Origin of the sequence: Paenibacillus albidus (genome assembly GCF_014644435.1) — a bacterium.
Taxonomy (GTDB): Bacteria; Bacillota; Bacilli; order Paenibacillales; family Paenibacillaceae; genus Paenibacillus_AQ; species Paenibacillus_AQ albidus.
Map to the genome: position 1 here is coordinate 271,678 of NZ_BMKR01000004.1, position 17,604 is coordinate 289,281.

Genomic DNA, 17,604 nt, shown 5'->3' on the forward strand with positions numbered 1-17,604 from the left:
TGTGATTTTAAAAAGATTCCACACCAAGTGCCCGCGTCTATCCTGCTCAAAAGCGAGGACATTTACGTGTGTTTTACAACAATATTGCTTTCATTTAACGTTCAGCCCTTCGTTAATCCCGCGGCGCAACTCTTCGGCGTACAAATAGTCGCATAAAAAGACTGTCTTGACGGCTTTACCCAGCTCTCCTAAGGCTTGGAAGTTGGATGCTTCAAGTTGTTTCGCGTGAACCGTTTCAAGATAGCTTCCGTCTCGGCGGTACCAAGCCGCAGTGCAGTAGCGTACTTCATCATTTGGTCGTATTGCTGACGGATCAGTTCCCAGTTGATCGGCCTGGTGAGAACCGGCTGGAGGTTAGAATAAGCATCGGCCATGCCGGGTTCGGGTCGGTACAGTTTCTGTGAATGAATCGCCTTGAGACGCAGCATGAGCTGGTATCCCAGCAAATAACAGAAGGCAAAGGCGACTTCGCTCTGCCCGTGGGAATCGACGTAGTTCTTCTCGACTTCCATATCGGTACAGTGGCGAAGCAGTCCCTCCATCATGGCAGCGACTTCCGACGAGCAACATGATTTGAGTTGCGAGTAAATGCACGTTGAATTTTTCTCAACATGCCAGTAAATCATCACACCGCGGCCTCGGTACCGGATGTGCCATTCCGTCATGAGGTTCTGATCCCATGCGCCGAATTTCTTAGAGTCTGACGCTCAGGACGTTGTACCCTCACCCCAAACCTCTTGCATCCTCACCTTGAAAATGTGGTTGACGACATCGGCTATGGCATTTCGCAAATTGTCTTTATGAATGAACTTGTGTCTTACATACAGCAAGTCCTTATAGGACTCGCCATGATCCCCAGCACTCACACGTTTTAAGCCCGTGTTGGTTCCAAGGCCGTAGAGCGAGAGAATGAGTCTTTTTTGCAGTGTCTCCCGATCCAAAATTTCTCGATTGGCAACTGTCTTAAATTGTTCAGTGAATCCAATTCGCAGGTCCGTTTCTTTCATGATGTCGAGCAGGCTCGTCATTGGCCAGCGTCGAAGCAACTCGCCTTTTAATCGGGGTAGGTTCATCGGCTCCGCTTGGGGCTCCAGAGGTGAAACTCCGATCCAACCGCCCGCTTTTTCTGTAATGCGACCTTTGGATTCTTTGGCATCCCGGCATTTAGCTTCTCCAGCCCCTCGCTCATCGCTTGTTTCAGCGTCGTAATAAAGGCTTCCGCATCGAGCGGATGTTTCAATGCTTTGTAGTTCTCTTCCCGGCGCTCTTCAAAATCAGCGGGCAGGTCTTTGTCCGGATCACGGTATCGATTTGCGCCCACGACCCATACTTCTTTGCAGCGTAGTTTGTCACGCAGCGCTTGAAGGGCGCTGATTTCATAATTTATCCGATTAATGCGTTCCTGTCCATTATCGTCCTTCTCGACTACGATATCTCGGTTCACGCGATTGACGCCGTCAATCGGGCTATTCTCGAAGGAGGGGAAGTAATGTAACCCTGAGTCCGCATAATTTTGGAATTAGTTGCACAAACAAACGCGTAATCCTTCTTTGGGATAAGGCTCTGACATGGATGTGTACATACATTTACTGATTATAGTGTCCGGAGGTATAACGACAGGCTGGTTTCTCAAAATTTTTCAACAAAAAATGACATGGGTAGGTTCAATTTGGGCGTATTGTTGTTTGTGATTTAGATAACATAAAGTTAACCTTGTTCATAAATAATGTTAATTTTATGTCATTCATCGCTTTAATTGCTCTGATATAATTTCTGCTAGGTAGATGAAAGGGGAATATAGTGTTGAAAAATGAGCTTGGTATAGTAATGTTGTTGAGTGCCGTTTTTTGCTTTCAGGATGTGGATCAGATAAGCCTACAACGGTTACGCGAGGTGCGAGCGAGCTCCCAGTTAACAAGTAACAACTCAACCGGAACAAAATACTGAGGCAAAACTGATAAAAGCATCGGAAAATAAAGAAAAAGTATCGCCCCATTTGTTATACAGCAGTGAAGGATTACTCGCTGTATGGAAGTAGCTTTTAGCACATGGTGATATAAAAACGATGGAACAGGAGATTTTAATCCATACGGGGATTAATTCAGTTAGCAAGCGAGTAAACATGCGAAAACATAACTTTATAGTAGGAGTGTGAGATATGAAAAAAACATTATTGGCTTGTATTATGATAATGTTGATGCTAGCATCGGCTTGTGGAAATGTTGAAAAGACATCAAATCCAAATACTTCTAGTGAGCCTAAACCTGAAACTCAGGAGGCTATTATTCAAAAAAACACATCCGATGATTGTACTGTAGAACGTATAAGTTTGGATAGTGAAACTGAAAAATATTTCTATGGAAATTGGAAAGTTGAGAAGCTTTTAGGATTTGCAAATTCATATAATGATGCTTCTGAATATCCAACAGGGCAAAAATTTATTGGAGATGAAATTATAATCAAAAAAGACTTTTTTTCATCAAAAGGACTTAAAAAGTATAAGAAATATCAATATGAACTAAAAAATCCATTATATCAGATTACAGCGACATGCAATAACTCTGACTCTTTTTATAGATTATATAAAATAGATATCCCAGACTTAAATATAAATGATGTAGTAAAAGCAATAGATATAAGTGACCCTTCTACAAAAATGCTCATACCTGTAGGTTTAAGTTTTTTTGTTGTTAATAACGATAGGCTTATCTTGTTATCAGAGGCAACTATTTTTGAGCTTAAAAAAATTACTGATTAAATGAATGCGATTCTGAAAATGCCTGTGAATATAATTTTTTAAACAAGAAAGGTCAGCCTTTAGGCTGACCTTTCTTGTTTATGTCGTAAAACGATTAAACTACAGCATTTTGGCTAAGGCTGTGTCCGGCAAGCTGGCTGTCAAGGGCAATTTCAAGCAATCCGGCAAGGGCACACTGGTTCTGAACGTGGGCAAGGACAGTCCTCGTTTTTTTGTATAGCTCGTTTGAGTCATGCTCCAATCAACAATAACAGGTATACTTATCTGAATGTTTGGAAAAATTAGGGTTGAATTTACTCAAGGGGGTGAACAATGGTTACAACCAGAACAACCTGGCAGACTGCATCTAGAGTAAGGCGGGCCCTGATACCGCTTATCCTGTTTTTTCTGATAATGCCTGTTTCCTATGGCACGGTCAGGGCCAATACCAAACCGGAAGCGATTCCACTGCAGCCGATTATAGATGCGGCGAACTCTGGAGATACGCTCACGCTCGAACCCGGAACGTACCTTGGGCCAATCCACATTGACAAAAGACTGACGATAAGCGGGGGCGGGCGATCAACACTCTTAAACCCTTCTCCCAAGGCAGAGGTAGCTGTGCTGATCCGTTCGGACGGTGTGCAGCTCCAGAATCTGAACATTCAGCAAGATAACGACGGCGAAGCGGCAGCGGTTCGGGTCGAAGCCGATCAGGTGACATTGAAGAACCTGTCTATTCATACCGCAGGCTTTGGCATTGTCCTTCGAGAAGCCAGTGGGGCTGTTATTACGAATAATAAGATCCGCTGGTTTATCCCCAAAGGCTCTGCGGCAGGTACCCGTGGAAATGGCATTGATCTCTACAATTCTCATGGCGCATCAATCAGCAAGAATGAAATCTCTTATTTACGTGATGGCATCTATCTGGAGAACAGCCGGAATACAAAGGTAGACCAGAACAGGCTTTCTTATTTGCGCTATGGGGTCCACTGCATGTATATCAACGGATCGTCCGTTACGGACAACATTGGAGAATATAATGTCACTGGAGCAATGGTAATGGGAGTGAAGGATGTAGTTGTGTCCGGCAATTCTTTCCGCAAGCAGAGTCAGAATGTCCATTCCCAGGGGATTCTGCTCTATGATGTGCGCACTTCCCGTATCTTCAACAACTTGGTGGAAGGTAACCGGGTTGGGATTTTCATGCAGCAATCCTCCGGCAACACCCTTCGGAACAACCTGGTACTGCGGAATTTTGTCGGAATTCAGTTTGAGGGTGCGGAGGACAACCGGTTCCAGCGCAATGGGTTTATTGCAAATGTGATTGAGGCCCAGGCATCGGGCAGCCAGAATAATGAGCTGAACGGGAACTTCTGGGATTCATTTCAGGGACTTGATATTTCAGGGGACGGCTTCAGTGATCTTCCCTATGCCATCAATCCGTTCTATCAGCAGCTGATTGAGCGGGAGGCTGCATATCAATTATTTTTTCAATCTCCAGGGATGACCTTTTTGAGTGATATGTTCAATAGCGGTAAAGAGCAGTGGTCTGCCGATTCCGCTCCGTTGTTGCAGTTTGAGTTGGAAACAGGAGCTGGGACAGGGGCAGATGAAGGCGGGGGCCAAGGACCGGTAATGGTGGTGGGATGGCTCCTCATGTTTGTGTCCGTGATTACAATACTATATATGGGGGTTTTACGATTATGAAAAAATGGAGTGCACTGTTTATCCTGTTAATGGGTTTGGTTATTGTGACGGCTTGCGGAGCAAAGAAGTATGAACCTTTGGCGATTGATGAAGCCGTGGATATTTGCGTAATTTGCAACATGCAGGTTAAAGATGATGCTTTTGCCACACAACTGACGACTAAAGACGGGAAAAACTATAAATTTGATGATATCGGCTGTATGAACGAATGGAAGAAACAGAACGGAACCGAAGAGATTGGAATGGACTATGTCCGCGACTATAACGACAAAGAGTGGATTGAATTCAGCAAAGCCAGCTATGTCTATGATAAATCTTTACGTACCCCTATGGCCTATGGAGTAGTCAGCTTTAAAGACACGGCTGCTGCAGAAGCTTTTGTAAAAGAACAAGGGGTTGGCACCGTCCTGACTGCAGAAGAGCTGGCCTCCCATGAATGGAAACAAAATACCGATATGATGAACATGGATATGCATGGCGAAGACAGCCATATGGACGGGCATATGTCTGAAGATCAGGAAGGCACGCACTCTGACCAGGAAATGGATATGTGATCATGAGCGATATGCTGCAAGTCGCCCGCAGAGAGATCAAGATGGGCTTCCGTAACCCCTGGGCCTATTCTTTTTTGGGGTTGTTCTGTACATTTAGCTTGGGCTTACTACTGATTAATTCACAAAATGTGGTGCAGGGTTATACTGCTGTTACAGGCTCTATGTTAAGTCTGATCCTGTATCTGCTGCCTCTGATGACCTTATTCCTGGGTTCTTTTTCATTGACTTCCGAGAAGGAAGAGGGCAGCTGGCAGCTGTTGTCTACGTACCCGATAGGAACCTTATCTTTTATTCTGGGGAAATATACAGGCCTGTTCGTCGTGCTGCTGGCGATTGTTGCCTTCGGCTATGGCCTGATGGGGATGATCAGCGGGTTAATCGGTGTAGCTTTTGACACAGGGACTTATTTTCTCTTTTTGGCTTTTTCTGCTGGACTGGTCCTGCTGTTCCTGACTTTGGCTCTGGTCATCGGATCATTGTCCCGGAATCGCTGGCAGGCGCTGACGGTCTCCGTTTCGGTCTGGTTTTTTACCGTGATTGGCTGGCCTACCTTTTTAATCGCTATTTTGGGGCTATTGCCTTATCTGTGGATCAAGCCCTTGCTGGTTACCTTAACGCTGCTGAATCCTGCTGAGCTGGTCCGGCTTTTTGTTGTGATCAAGCTGGGCGGGGGTTCTGTGCTCGGGCCGGAATATTATCAATGGGTAGAGTGGATCGGGAGACCTGATGGCAGCCTGTTGTTTATGGGGGTCTGTCTGGTCTGGATTCTGGTCTCCATCCTGGCTGTATATTGGATATGGGAGAGGGGACGTAAGCGTGGATAATCCGTTAGTGAATGTAGAAGGAGTCTCCAAGGTTATAAGAAAGCAGACTCTCGTTGAAGGGATCAGCTTTCGGATTCCCAAGGGAAGCGTACTTGCGTTATGCGGGGGCAATGGGGCCGGTAAAAGCACGGTTCTGCGGATGCTTGCGGGTATTCTTCAACCCACTCGGGGAGAGATCACGGTCGGCGGTCTGCGCTGGGACAAATCGCGCAAGCGATTCTCGCAGCAAATTGGATATATGCCGGATGATTATCAGTTTAACCAAGGGCTGACGGCAGAAGAAGCCTTGTCTTTTTGGGCCGCACTGCGTAAAGTTCCCAAACGGAAGGTGAGAGTGAACGAGGTTCTGGCATTGGTGGGTTTGGAGGACAAAAGAAAACGTCTGGTCAACACCTTTTCCAAGGGAATGCGCCAGCGGATCTTGTTCGCTCAGGCCTTGCTCGCCAAACCCCCGCTGCTGATCATGGACGAGCCAACCAATGGTCTCGATCCCTTCTGGATGAATGAATTTGTGAAGCTGCTGCAAAACATCAGGGAAGAGGGGCATACCGTAGTTTTTTCCACGCATCAACTGGAAATAGCGGATAAGGTTGCGGATCAACTTGTTTTTCTCAGCGATGGCCGAAATGTAGGAGCGGGTTCCACCGGGGACTTTCGCACGGAATATGGCTCTCTGTACTCTGCCTTTAATCACAGCCTAGGTCTGAAATGAGTATCTCTCTGCGCCGTACTGTAACCCTGCTGATTCTTGCTGCTGCTGTTGCTGCCGCGTTATGGGTATTCTATCAATCCGGAAACAACAGGGAAAAGGGGACTGCCGGAAGAATAGCCGCCGGTATGCCCGCTCCTGAATTTGAAGCCACCACCTTAGATGGACAGAAGGTACGCCTGAAGGATTATCAGGGCCAAACTGTATTAATCAATTTCTGGGCCTCCTGGTGCAAGCCTTGTGTACGGGAAATGCCGCTGCTTAACGAAGTTCACACTGCTTCGGACTCTGGAGTAGAAACTTTATTCATCAATGTAGGGGAGTCGAAAGGGACCGTATCGGAATTTATGAAAGCTCAGAAGTTTTCGTTCCCCGTTTCCATCGATGTTACCGGCAAAATTTCGACAGCATACGAAGTCACTGCATTGCCGGCTACATTTATCCTGGATAAGGCTGGCTACATCAGAAACGCGCAATTGGGTGAAATCACGGACTTTGCCTTGCTAGAGCAGTGGCTTGCGGAAGCCGAACATTCAAAATTCTAATTACCAGAAATAGAGCTCGTTGAGCTCAATAAAGCTGGCTGAACCCGGCAATGTGGGGCAGCTTGAGCAAGCGGCGGCTTTGTAGGTGGGGGCAATCGTATAAGTCTGAAAGTACATTAATTCCCCTTCTGTTATCAGACTGAAGCCGCCATCCTTGCGCTGCTGAACCGTAAAGGAATCAAGCGGCCGGGACAGTCCGGTGCCAATCGCTTTGATATAGCTTTCTTTTAACGTCCACAGATTATAAAAAAAATCCAGCTGCTCCCCGGCGGGTTTGCTTTTTAACGCCGCTTTCTCCTCCACAGAAAAAAAACGCTCTGCAACTTCCAGATCTATAGGTTTTATCTGCTCAACATCCACTCCGAGAGCCCCTTCATTAGTGCCCCAGATCATCAGTACCCAATCTCCTGAATGAGAGACATTATATTCAAAATCGGGATACCCGGACACTCCCGGTTTGCCGAAGGGATTCTGCTCGAACTGAATATGGCCATTGCGTTGGCCGAACTGGCCGCAGAGGATGTACCGCACCAGTATCTCGCCAAATAAAGAACGGTGCGCATCTTTGATATGAATAAACCGGGTAAGGCGTTCGCGCCGGGCTTTCGACACCCGGGCTGTAAAATAGGCATAACTCTCCGGGCTTAGCTGCTCCGGAAGCTTGAAGGCAATAATTTTGGACATAGTAGGGCCACCTGTCTTGGAGAAATTTAATGGTTTCGTCTTTGTGAATGTAGTGAAACGTTAAGTTTGTTATCTAAATAAGGACAGCTCTGCACTTCTGGCATACTTATTTGGACTCACTCCCTCTATCAATTAGTACTAATAGCTCATCCCGGAATTTGCACACCGCAGGACTGCCGGCATTTTACAACAGAATAGGACGTCGAATGCTGTAGTTATATACAAGAATCTCTTAATTGTCTTAAATTTTAATTTAATATTGAAATTGAGATATAGTCCTAAAGAATGGTATTTTTTTAAAAATTTCCATAGTATAGTTGGTGGTATAAAGCTTTCGGCAAAATCAGTTTTAATACTACAATAATATTCAATAAAAGCAATATTACGGGAGTGGTATCATGTCATTGGAGAATGAATATGAAGATCATAAGGCGGATATTGCCATTATTGGCCTCTCCATCCGTCTGCCTGGCATAGATACCGTTTCACGGTTCTGGGAAGCGGTCCTGAGCGGAGAAGAGGTAGTTGCTAACGTATCCCCACAGGATGCAGCAGAAGGTGGAGCGGCGGAAAAGCCGAATTTTATTCACGCCAACACCAACATTCGGAACATTGAGAACTTCGATGCCGCATTCTTTAATTTCAACATAAGAGAGGCATCCTTGATGGACCCTCAACACCGTCTGCTCCTGGAGACAGCATGGGAAGCGCTGGAGTCAGCGGGATATGATCCCGGGAGATATGACGGTCTTATCGGGATGTACGCTGGCGTGTACGCGAATTATTATCAAATGTTCAACCTGCTGCCGCTTATATATGGCAACGGAACAGCCTCCGAACTTCAAATGCAGATCGCCAGCGAAAAAGACCATGCGGCAACGATGGCCGCCTACAAGCTGGGCCTTACCGGTCCGGTGCTGAATGTTCAGTCCGCCTGTTCCAGCTCGCTGGCGGCTGTCCATTTGGCTTGTGAGAGTCTGCTTACCTACTCCAGCGACATGATGGTATGTGGAGGTGCAACGCTCGGCATTCCACAATCCCACGGCTACTACTATCAGGACAACGGGTTGTTGTCGGCTGACGGGCATCTGAGAGCGTTCGATGCTCAGGCTACCGGCACCTTGTACAGTGATGGTGCAGGTTGCGTTGTACTGAAACGCTTTAGTGATGCCCTGGAGGACGGAGACACGATTCATGCCGTAATCAAGGGTTCGGCCGTCAATAATGATGGTGCGCTCAAAGCCGGATATACAGCTCCCGCTGTCCAAGGGCAGATTCAAGTGATTGAACGTGCACAGATGATTGCTGGTGTAAACGCCGAGGACATCAGTTACATAGAAGCCCATGGCACCGGTACCCCTCTGGGCGATGCGATCGAGTTAGAGGCACTGCATGAGGTGTTTGCCAGACATACAGGAAGAAGCGCGTTTTGCGCGTTGGGTTCGGTCAAAGCGAACGTTGGCCATACGGGGCCGGCGGCAGGCATCGTGGGGTTAATCAAGACAGTGATGGCTTTGCGGGAGAGGACGCTGCCCCCCGCAATTCACGCAGATTCACCACACGACAGGTTAATGACGGGCCACAGCCCGTTTTATCTGAATCCTGTTCCACTGGAGTGGAGTTCCCCGAATCAGCGGCGTCTGGCAGGAGTCAGCTCCTTTGGGCTTGGAGGCACAAATGTTCATGTCATCCTACAAGAAGCGCCCGTGCTAAGAGAGTCTCCGTCCTTACGGCGCAGCAACCTGTTTGTCCTCTCCGCCAAAAGCAAGGAGGGGCTCAAGAGGCAAAAAGAATCCTTACAGCAGTTTCTAAGCTCTGCATCAGAAGAACTGCTGGCGGATGCGGCCTATACCCTGCAGACCGGAAGGAAGCTGTTTGAACACCGCGCAGTTTGGCTGTACGGCAGCGGGGACGAGCCGGAATGGATGGAGCGCGAGAATGACACGAAGGGTAATCAAGGACTAACGAGTCTGCCCTTGTTCTATTTCCCGCATCCGGTTAATTTCGACGCAGCCGAGCCCGGGGACTGGATCACTGAGGAACCGGTATTCTATAGAAGCTACGTGCAGAGTATGGAACTTGCCGGGCAAATGTTCGGCAGGGGAGACCCGGCATTTCCTGATCGTGCCACATACCCTATAGCCGTACAGATCTCCTTGTTCAAACTCTGGGACAGCTGGGGAATCCAACCTTCAGGGTGCCAAGGTTCGGGCAGCGGATTATTCGCCGCCGCTTGTGCCTGCGGCCTGCTGACATTGGAGGATGCCCTGTATCTTGGCAGCTCTTACTTATCCGCACTCACAACTTCAGGTCAGGAGCGGAGTGTGTATGTCCGCAACTACCGGCAGCGAGCCGTCAGTCTGAAGACGGGGCCGATGAAGATCCCCCTTACAGCGCCGCTGGGGAAGAAGCCGATGAATCAAACAGAGTGGAGCGACAGCCACTTGTGGACAACGTATCTGATGGATGCCTTAGAAGAGGGAGCTTCATTACAGGGTGTCGTTAACAACGTTAAGGACCGGCTGGTGCTTGAGATGAGGCTTGATGAAGATTTGGTGCGCCCGGCTGAAGGTCAGGGAGCCACAGTCTGGAGGAACGTCTACCGCCTTCTCGGCAAAGTCTGGCTGGAGGGCTGCCCCGTCAATTGGAAGGGATATTACCAAGGGGAACGCCGCCGCCGCGTTGAATTGCCTGCTTATCCATTTGAAAGAACACGCTGCTGGGTGGAGCGTGAAGCTTCTGCACTTGATTCTGGCGAGCCGCTTACGCCCGCCCCGGAACCTGTCAGCTTACGGCCGGAGCAGCTGATCGGATATACCGCACCACGCACAAAGGTTGAACAGGACCTGGTTGAAGCTTGGGAGTTGTATCTGGGAGTGGCCCCGATCGGAATTAACGACAATTATTATGAACTTGGAGGCAACTCACTGCTGGCGGCCTCCTTGCATGCACATATTTGTGAAAGGTTTTGTGTAACGCTTGGACTTGAAGTTTTTTTGGAACAGCAGACGATAGCCCGATTAGCCAAATCCATTGAATCCTGGAAATTTGATCCTACCTCTACGAAAGGCGGACACTGAAATGGATCTTGTGAATAAGGCCTTGCATCGTTTAAGCCATCCCCAAAAGAGAGTTTGGTATACCGAATGCCTGCATCCCCGGGCAGCCGTACATCATATTGGCGGCTGTGTCCGTGTTCACGGAACGCTTGATTTCACCCTTTTGGAAACCTCGATCCACAGTGTGATCCAGTCTCATGAAGGCTTGCGCTTGCGTCTGCGGGCGCAGGAAGGTGAACCGCAACAATATGTAGCGAATACTCCGCTGCCGCCGTTGCCCCGTTACGACTTCAGCTCATCTGCCAATCCACAGGCAACATATGAGGAATGGGTGAACATGGAGGCGGCCAAACGATTTGAACTTTTCGATTCCCCTTTATACCACATCGCCATCTTTAAGGTGGGGGAGCAGGATAACGGTTTCCTGCTGAAAGCCCATCATATTATCTGCGACGGCTGGTCCATGGATCTGCTGACCAGACAAATTCTTGGACGTTATCAATCGCTGGTCAGAGGAGACAACTCTGCCTGTGCCGCGTCCGAACCCTCCTATTTGACTTATCTTGATCTCGAATCACAATATCTGCACTCCCGGCGCTGTCAGAACAACAAGCAATTCTGGGAGAATAAATTTGACGTTCTTCCCGAGCCGCTGTTTGACAAGACGGCTGCTGTTCCGGCTGGCAGGCGTTATACCCGCCTGCTCGACAAGCAGGTCTCGGAGCGGATCTCCCGTATCCTGCCGGAGCTTAATGTGTCATTGCCGCTATTACTCTCTGCCGCTTTTGGATGGGTACTTGGCAGGTATTACCAGAGGGAAGATCTGATTCTCTCCATCCCTGTATCGGGCCGCTCTGCAGACACCAAAGCGACGGTTGGCATGTTCACCGGCAATCTCCCGCTGTCGCTGCATCTTAAAGAAGGCCTGTCCATCCGGACTTTTTTGCAGCGGGTACGCCGTGAATATTCACGTAATCTCGCCAATCACAAGTATCCGTATGATTTACTTGCCCAGCATCTTCAGCTCCGGAAGAAAGGCCATGACAGCTTATACCAGGCTGCGGTCAACTACTATAATACCCATCTGCTGAACACCGTGGACGGTATGAAGATCAGCAATGAGGAGTTCTACCCGGGCGAGCAGGCTTATCCCTTGCAATTGATGGTCAAAGACTGGTCCGAGAATGGAACGTTGTTGTTCACTCTGGACTACCAGACTCAGATCATTGGCAAGGAAGAGGCAGAAATGCTCGTGGAATGCCTTCTGCATGTGTTGAACCAGATGGTACAGACACCCGACCTGCCATTAAAGGAATTAACACTGTGCACTGAAAGGCAACAGGAACAAACTTTGATCCAGTACAACCTGTGTTCTGTCCATAACTATCCGGTTGAACAGACGGTTATGAATCTATACGCAGAGCAGGTTCGGCTTCATCCCGATCGGATTGCCGTAAGCTGTGGCGAGGAGAAGCTGACCTTCGGGGAATTGGCGCAGCGGGTCAATGGCCTGGCCGCAGCCCTGACTGCTGAATTTCCGCAAGTGTCCGGCGTGATAGGCGTGCGAATGTTGCATTCTTCCGAACTGGTCATTGCTATTCTGGCGGTTCTTCAGTGCGGTGCGACTTTTCTGCCGCTGGACCCCGGAATTCCGGCAGCCCGAGCGGAGTTTATGCTCCAGGACTCGGAGGCGGTCTGCCTGCTGACCGATCAACAAGAGGAACCGGGCTTCAGCTGGCCTGTACCCACGCGCAACCCCCGGCATCTGCTCCGGAATAGACCATTGTCGGCGGGGGGACAGCAGAAGTCGAGGCCCGAAGGACTGGCTTACATCTTGTATACCTCGGGATCAACCGGAACACCCAAAGGGGTTAAAGTTCTTCATTCTAACCTGGCCAACTATATTACATGGGCGGCGGCGGCATATTTGACAACGGAGCATGAGGTGTTCGCCTTTTATTCCTCAATCGCCTTTGATCTGACGTTGACCTCCCTGTTCGTACCGCTCGTTAGCGGTACGCAGCTGCGAATATACCCTTCCAGCTGCGAGGACTACACCTTGAGCCGGATTCTCAACGAGAACAGAGCTACCGTAATCAAGCTTACCCCTTCCCATCTTGCACTTATGGGAGAAGAACACAGACCGGATGCTGTTTTGCGGACACTGATTGTCGGCGGGGAGAGTCTGAGGACTGGCGTTGCGGCGGCCATTCAGCGAACCTACGGGCCCAAGCTGGCTATTTATAACGAATACGGGCCAACGGAAGCAACCGTAGGCTGTATGATTCACCGTTATGAACCCATAGCCGACCAGGGGGCTGCGGTACCGATTGGGGTGCCTGCTGCAAACGCGAAGCTCTACATATTGGACAGGCATTTGCGTCCACTGCCTCCGGGTGCGAGGGGAGAACTCTACATCTCCGGACCCGGTGTTGCGGCTGGCTATATCCGTCAACCGGAGTTGACGGCGGAACGGTTTTTGCCTGATCCATTGAACGAGGGCAACCGGATGTATCGCACGGGTGATCTCGTCCGGTTGGGCGAAGACGGAGTGATGGAGTATATCGGCCGCTGCGATACCCAGGTTAAGGTTAGGGGTTACCGAATCGAGACAGAGGAGATTGAACATTACCTGCTTGAGATGGAGGGCATTCGTAATGCAGTTGTTATGACTACGGGCGAAGGTCCCGGCATGGAGCTGGTCGCCTGTATTGTTGGAGACTCCCTTTCGGCCGGGGAGATCCGCAGTCATCTGGCTGGTATCCTGCCTGCCTACATGGTTCCGGGACGTCTCCTCTTTAGGACAGAGATTCCGCTCACTGCCAACGGGAAGATCAACCGGAGGCAGCTGGCGCAAGAAATAAATGCCGCTCTGCCACAGGTCCGGGAGTACGAAGCAGTGACTCATACGGAACACCTTTTATCCGCACTGCAGACCGTTCTGGAGCGTAAGGAAATTAGCCTTTCGGACCGTTTTTTCAATCTGGGCGGGGATTCCATCAAGGCGATTCAGATCTCTAGCCTGCTCAAGAATCAAGGGCTTCATCTCAGTGCAGCAGACATTCTGGATCACCCCCTCATTAGTGAAATGCAGCTGCATCTCACGGAAGATAAAGATGTTCAGCCGCAGGGTCCGGCAGAGGGGCTTGTGCCGTTGACACCCATATTGTCGTGGTTTCTCTCCCAAAGGCTGGAGAATCAAGATTATTACCTGCAGTCGATGCTGCTGGAGTTGAGAGAAGATGTTGCGGTGCCTTCCCTTACAGACAGTTTAAGAGAAGTGATCCGTCAGCATGATTCCCTGCGCCTGCATTTCGACCCGGTACAGCAGCAGTTAACTTATAACAACACTCTTCCTGTAAGTGAGTTTCAGCTAAATATACTCGATTTGAGCAGTGTTGAGGCTGAGCGGCGGGAGCAGGAATTCCAATCGTATACAGTTGCGCTTAAAGCAGGCATGCGCCTTACTGCATTGGATCAATTCCCCTTCCGCGCCTGCCTGATTATGGAGCCGGGGCGGGTTCATCGTCTGCTGCTGGCAGCACACCATGTCTGCATCGACGGTGTCTCATGGCGAATTGTACTGGAGGATTTGGGACGATTGCTTCGGGGGAACAGCCAGTTGCCGCCCAAAACCTCATCGTTCCAGCGCTGGTCACTGGCACTGGGTGAACGTGCTGAACCGTTAATCCAGCCGGAGCGGGAATATTGGAGCGGAAATTACAATCTCCCAGAGGATCATGGGTTTTGGTTAAGGCAGCAGGGTAGCCGTGACAGCTTAACGCTTCGTACTCTAACGTTAGGGCTGGCTGAATCGGAGCTATTGCTTGAACAGTGTGAGCAGAGCAAGGGTCTGCTGCCCCATGAGCTGTTGCAGACAGCGCTTGCCCTGGCACTTCATGATACCTGGGGCTGGCAGACGTTGGTCATTTGGCTGGAAGGGCATGGCCGGGAGCCCCTGTTCCCGGAGATCGATCTCTCGCGCACCACCGGCTGGTTCACCAGTCTGTATCCGGTCAGAATTTCGGTAGACCCGGGTACAGGTGTGAACGAGAAACGGGATAATATTCTCGGGCAGTTCAGAGCGGTGCCCCGCAAAGGTCTGGGATATGGCATTTTGGCTTATGGATTGGGACAGATTACCCCGGCTGTTCCCCGGATTATATTCAATTATCTCGGGGAATTTCAGGAGGAATATGGGAACGGGCTGCTGCGTGTTCTGAATGAACCCACAGGGCCAGATATAGCCGGAACCAATACAACGCCATTCGCATTGGAGATCAACGCTTATATTCTGAACCGCAGGCTGTATCTGGAATTGCGGCATCCCTCCAGTATGCCGGACGAGCGCATGGAGCAGTGGATGCGACGCTATGAGGCTCTGCTTGTGGAACTTCTCCGTCAACCGCTTATTCAGAGTGAACCGGACTGGACACCCGCCGATTTTGATGCGGTAGACATAACACAGGAGGAACTGGATTCGTTATTCAAATAACAGGGGGGGATGGAATGAACCGTTTGCTAATTACATTGCTCTGTGCTTGTATGCTGCTTGGTACGACCTTGCTGCCGACAGATTCGGCAAATGCCGCCGGCAGCGGAATCCCGGTGGAGTCCGTCGACGAATATGTGCTTCAAATGATGGATTCGGCGGATCTTCCCGGTGTCTCCATAGCTGTGCTTAAGGACGGCGAGACTTACGTTAAGGGGTATGGCGAGGCCGACACCAGCCGGAATATCCCGGTAACCCCGGACACCTTGTTCGAAGTTGGCTCGAACAGTAAAGCCTTCACCGGTGTCGGTCTGCTGCTACTTGTGGAAAGAGGGCTTGTTGACCTGGAAGCACCGGTTACCCGCTATCTTCCATGGTTAGAGCTGCGGACAGAGGAGGGAGCTGCCGAACCAACGGTCGCCCATTTCCTGTATCAGACCAGTGGACTGGGCAGTAATTCCGTAGCACTGATTGATCCGTCCACCGGAGATACGGCACTCCAGGACACGGTGCGCGGACTAAGCGAGAAGCCGCTCTGGTATCATCCGGGGGCACAATTTCTTTACTCCACCGGAAATTATGATGTGCTTGGTGCGATTATTGAAACTGTCAGCGGGATGTCTTATGAGTCCTATATGTCTGCTGAAGTTCTGGGGCCACTGGGTTTGAGACAGACTTCAGCAGGAAGGGTGGACTTAACCGCCGGCAAGGAAGTTTCCCAAGGCTACAAGCCTGGGCTTGTCGGCAACAGAGCGTATGAGGCCCCCGTCTACCGCGGGAATACACCCGCAGGTTATATTTTGTCGAGCGCTGCTGATCTATCACTCTGGTTGAGTTATCAGCTGACTCCGGCGGAAGCGCCTCCGGAGCTTAGAGAGGCCATTACCCGTGCACAAATTTCCGATGAAACGGTCAAAGCAACAGAAACTCCTCCGTACACGATGCCTTTTCACTATGGCGGGGGGTGGCTCGTATTTGACAACGGAGATCATTCCCTTTTTACGCACGGAGGCAACAATCCGAACTTTTCTTCTTACATCTTGTTTGATCCTGCTCAGCAGACTGGAGTTGCCGTACTGGGCAACCGGAATACGACAGCAACCTACGCCATTTGCCAGGGTCTGTATGCCTTGCAGCAAGGTCTGAAACCTGCCGCTGCACCTATGGATACTATTGACGCTGCGAATGTCGCGGGACGGATCATTCTCATGATCTGTGTGGTTCTGTGTCTCTGGATGATCTACCTGTGTGGCCGGGATCTGCGCTTGATCCGCAAGGGCGTACGGATACGCAGAAGACCGTCTTCCGCTCTATACATCAAGACAGCCGGTTTTGTTATTCTGGCCGCTGTTGCCGTGGGTGTAGCGTGGTATTTGCCCAAACTGCTTTTTTGGGGTTATCCATGGCGATTTATTGTTGTCTGGGCACCGTTTACGATTGCCCCGGCTATGATTTCAATTGCAATCACGGGCATACTGTTCCCGGCCTTAAGGCTGCTCAAAATGTGGTTTCCGCAACGCCCAGAGGTACAAACGGATCGCCGTGCGCATCTTCGTGTGATAGAGGAGGAGGTTACCTTATGACGATTAAGCTGTTTACAATTCCTTATTCCGGCAGCTCGGCAGCCATTTACCTGAAATGGAGAACGCTCCTGCCGGAGCAGATTGAAGTAGTTCCACTTGAATTTCCGGGCAGGGGGAAACGATTCGGCTCCAAGCTATGCGGCAGTATGGAAGAATTGATCGACGATCTTGTTCTGCATATCGGCAGCCAGCTTCAGGGCAGTCCTTATGCATTGTACGGGCACAGCCTGGGAGGGCTGGCCGCTTATGAGCTGAGTGTGCGGCTGCTGGAGAACGGACAGGCCCTTCCTGTACATCTCTTCCTTTCCGGCTGTAATCCCCCCCATTTGCGTTATGGGGAGGAGCAGCTGCATAAACTGCCGGATGCGCTGTTTCTGGAGGAAATTATCAAGCTGGGAGGCACCGCCCAGGAATTGGTTAATAACGCGGAGCTAATGAGGGTTTTTCTGCCGATCATCAAATCGGATTACAGAATTTACGAGTTATATGCCGGCAATGGCAAGTGTGTGAAACTGCCGGTGGACAGCACGGTTATGCTCGGCATGGATGATCCATTAATGCCTGCGGAGAACGGGGCACAATGGGAGCGGTATATCAGCGGGAGTATACAGATCAAAAAGCTGCCCGGCGGCCACTTTTTTATCCATGACCGGCAGGATGATGTGATCGCCACTATCCAGGATACACTTGCAGTTCATAAGTGAGGG

Annotated in this window: 11 protein-coding genes and 1 pseudogene; 10 read left to right on the forward strand and 2 right to left on the reverse strand. The window is 49.9% G+C overall.

Annotation, left to right across the window (positions count from 1 at the left end; all coding sequences use genetic code 11):
* Nucleotides 1-96: 96 nt before the first annotated feature.
* Nucleotides 97-1,516, reverse strand: a pseudogene (locus IEY53_RS06310) (Tn3 family transposase); the annotation flags it as partial.
* A gap of 642 nt (nucleotides 1,517-2,158) precedes the next feature.
* Here IEY53_RS06310 and IEY53_RS06315 point away from each other — a divergent pair.
* From IEY53_RS06315 to IEY53_RS06340, 6 genes are all read left to right on the forward strand, one after another.
* Entirely contained in the window at nucleotides 2,159-2,758 is a 600-nt protein-coding gene (locus IEY53_RS06315; protein ID WP_189023056.1) for a hypothetical protein, read from the forward strand.
* 312 nt (nucleotides 2,759-3,070) lie between these two features.
* Nucleotides 3,071-4,447, forward strand: a complete 1,377-nt coding sequence (locus IEY53_RS06320) for a right-handed parallel beta-helix repeat-containing protein (RefSeq protein ID WP_229696015.1) — start codon at nucleotides 3,071-3,073, stop codon at nucleotides 4,445-4,447.
* Nucleotides 4,444-5,001, forward strand: coding sequence for a nitrous oxide reductase accessory protein NosL (locus IEY53_RS06325; protein ID WP_189023058.1), 558 nt, complete (start codon nucleotides 4,444-4,446; stop codon nucleotides 4,999-5,001). Before IEY53_RS06320 ends, IEY53_RS06325 begins: the two co-directional genes overlap by 4 nt.
* 2 nt (nucleotides 5,002-5,003) lie before the next feature.
* Complete coding sequence (locus IEY53_RS06330; RefSeq protein ID WP_189023060.1) at nucleotides 5,004-5,825, forward strand: ABC transporter permease; 822 nt, start codon at nucleotides 5,004-5,006, stop codon at nucleotides 5,823-5,825.
* Complete coding sequence (locus tag IEY53_RS06335; RefSeq protein ID WP_189023062.1) at nucleotides 5,818-6,537, forward strand: ABC transporter ATP-binding protein; 720 nt, start codon at nucleotides 5,818-5,820, stop codon at nucleotides 6,535-6,537. The genes IEY53_RS06330 and IEY53_RS06335 overlap by 8 nt, the downstream gene beginning before the upstream one ends.
* Complete coding sequence (locus tag IEY53_RS06340; RefSeq protein WP_189023064.1) at nucleotides 6,534-7,079, forward strand: TlpA family protein disulfide reductase; 546 nt, start codon at nucleotides 6,534-6,536, stop codon at nucleotides 7,077-7,079. Before IEY53_RS06335 ends, IEY53_RS06340 begins: the two co-directional genes overlap by 4 nt.
* Here IEY53_RS06340 and IEY53_RS06345 read toward each other — a convergent pair whose 3' ends face one another.
* Nucleotides 7,080-7,763, reverse strand: coding sequence for a 4'-phosphopantetheinyl transferase family protein (locus IEY53_RS06345; protein ID WP_189023066.1), 684 nt, complete (start codon nucleotides 7,761-7,763; stop codon nucleotides 7,080-7,082).
* A 398-nt stretch (nucleotides 7,764-8,161) separates the two neighbouring features.
* On the opposite strand from IEY53_RS06345, the gene IEY53_RS06350 reads away from it, so the two are divergent.
* The 4 genes from IEY53_RS06350 to IEY53_RS06365 are packed head-to-tail and all read left to right on the forward strand — an operon-like array spanning nucleotide 8,162 to nucleotide 17,601.
* A complete protein-coding gene (locus IEY53_RS06350; protein ID WP_189023068.1) occupies nucleotides 8,162-10,843 on the forward strand; it encodes a type I polyketide synthase in 2,682 nt (893 codons plus the stop codon).
* A gap of 1 nt (nucleotide 10,844) precedes the next feature.
* Complete coding sequence (locus tag IEY53_RS06355) at nucleotides 10,845-15,317, forward strand: non-ribosomal peptide synthetase (RefSeq protein ID WP_189023070.1); 4,473 nt, start codon at nucleotides 10,845-10,847, stop codon at nucleotides 15,315-15,317.
* A 14-nt stretch (nucleotides 15,318-15,331) separates the two neighbouring features.
* A complete protein-coding gene (locus IEY53_RS06360) occupies nucleotides 15,332-16,897 on the forward strand; it encodes a serine hydrolase domain-containing protein (protein ID WP_189023072.1) in 1,566 nt (521 codons plus the stop codon).
* The gene (locus IEY53_RS06365) at nucleotides 16,894-17,601 is read left to right on the forward strand and encodes a thioesterase II family protein (RefSeq protein WP_189023074.1); all 708 of its coding nucleotides are present in this window, start codon (nucleotides 16,894-16,896) and stop codon (nucleotides 17,599-17,601) included. Before IEY53_RS06360 ends, IEY53_RS06365 begins: the two co-directional genes overlap by 4 nt.
* Nucleotides 17,602-17,604 lie beyond the last annotated feature (3 nt).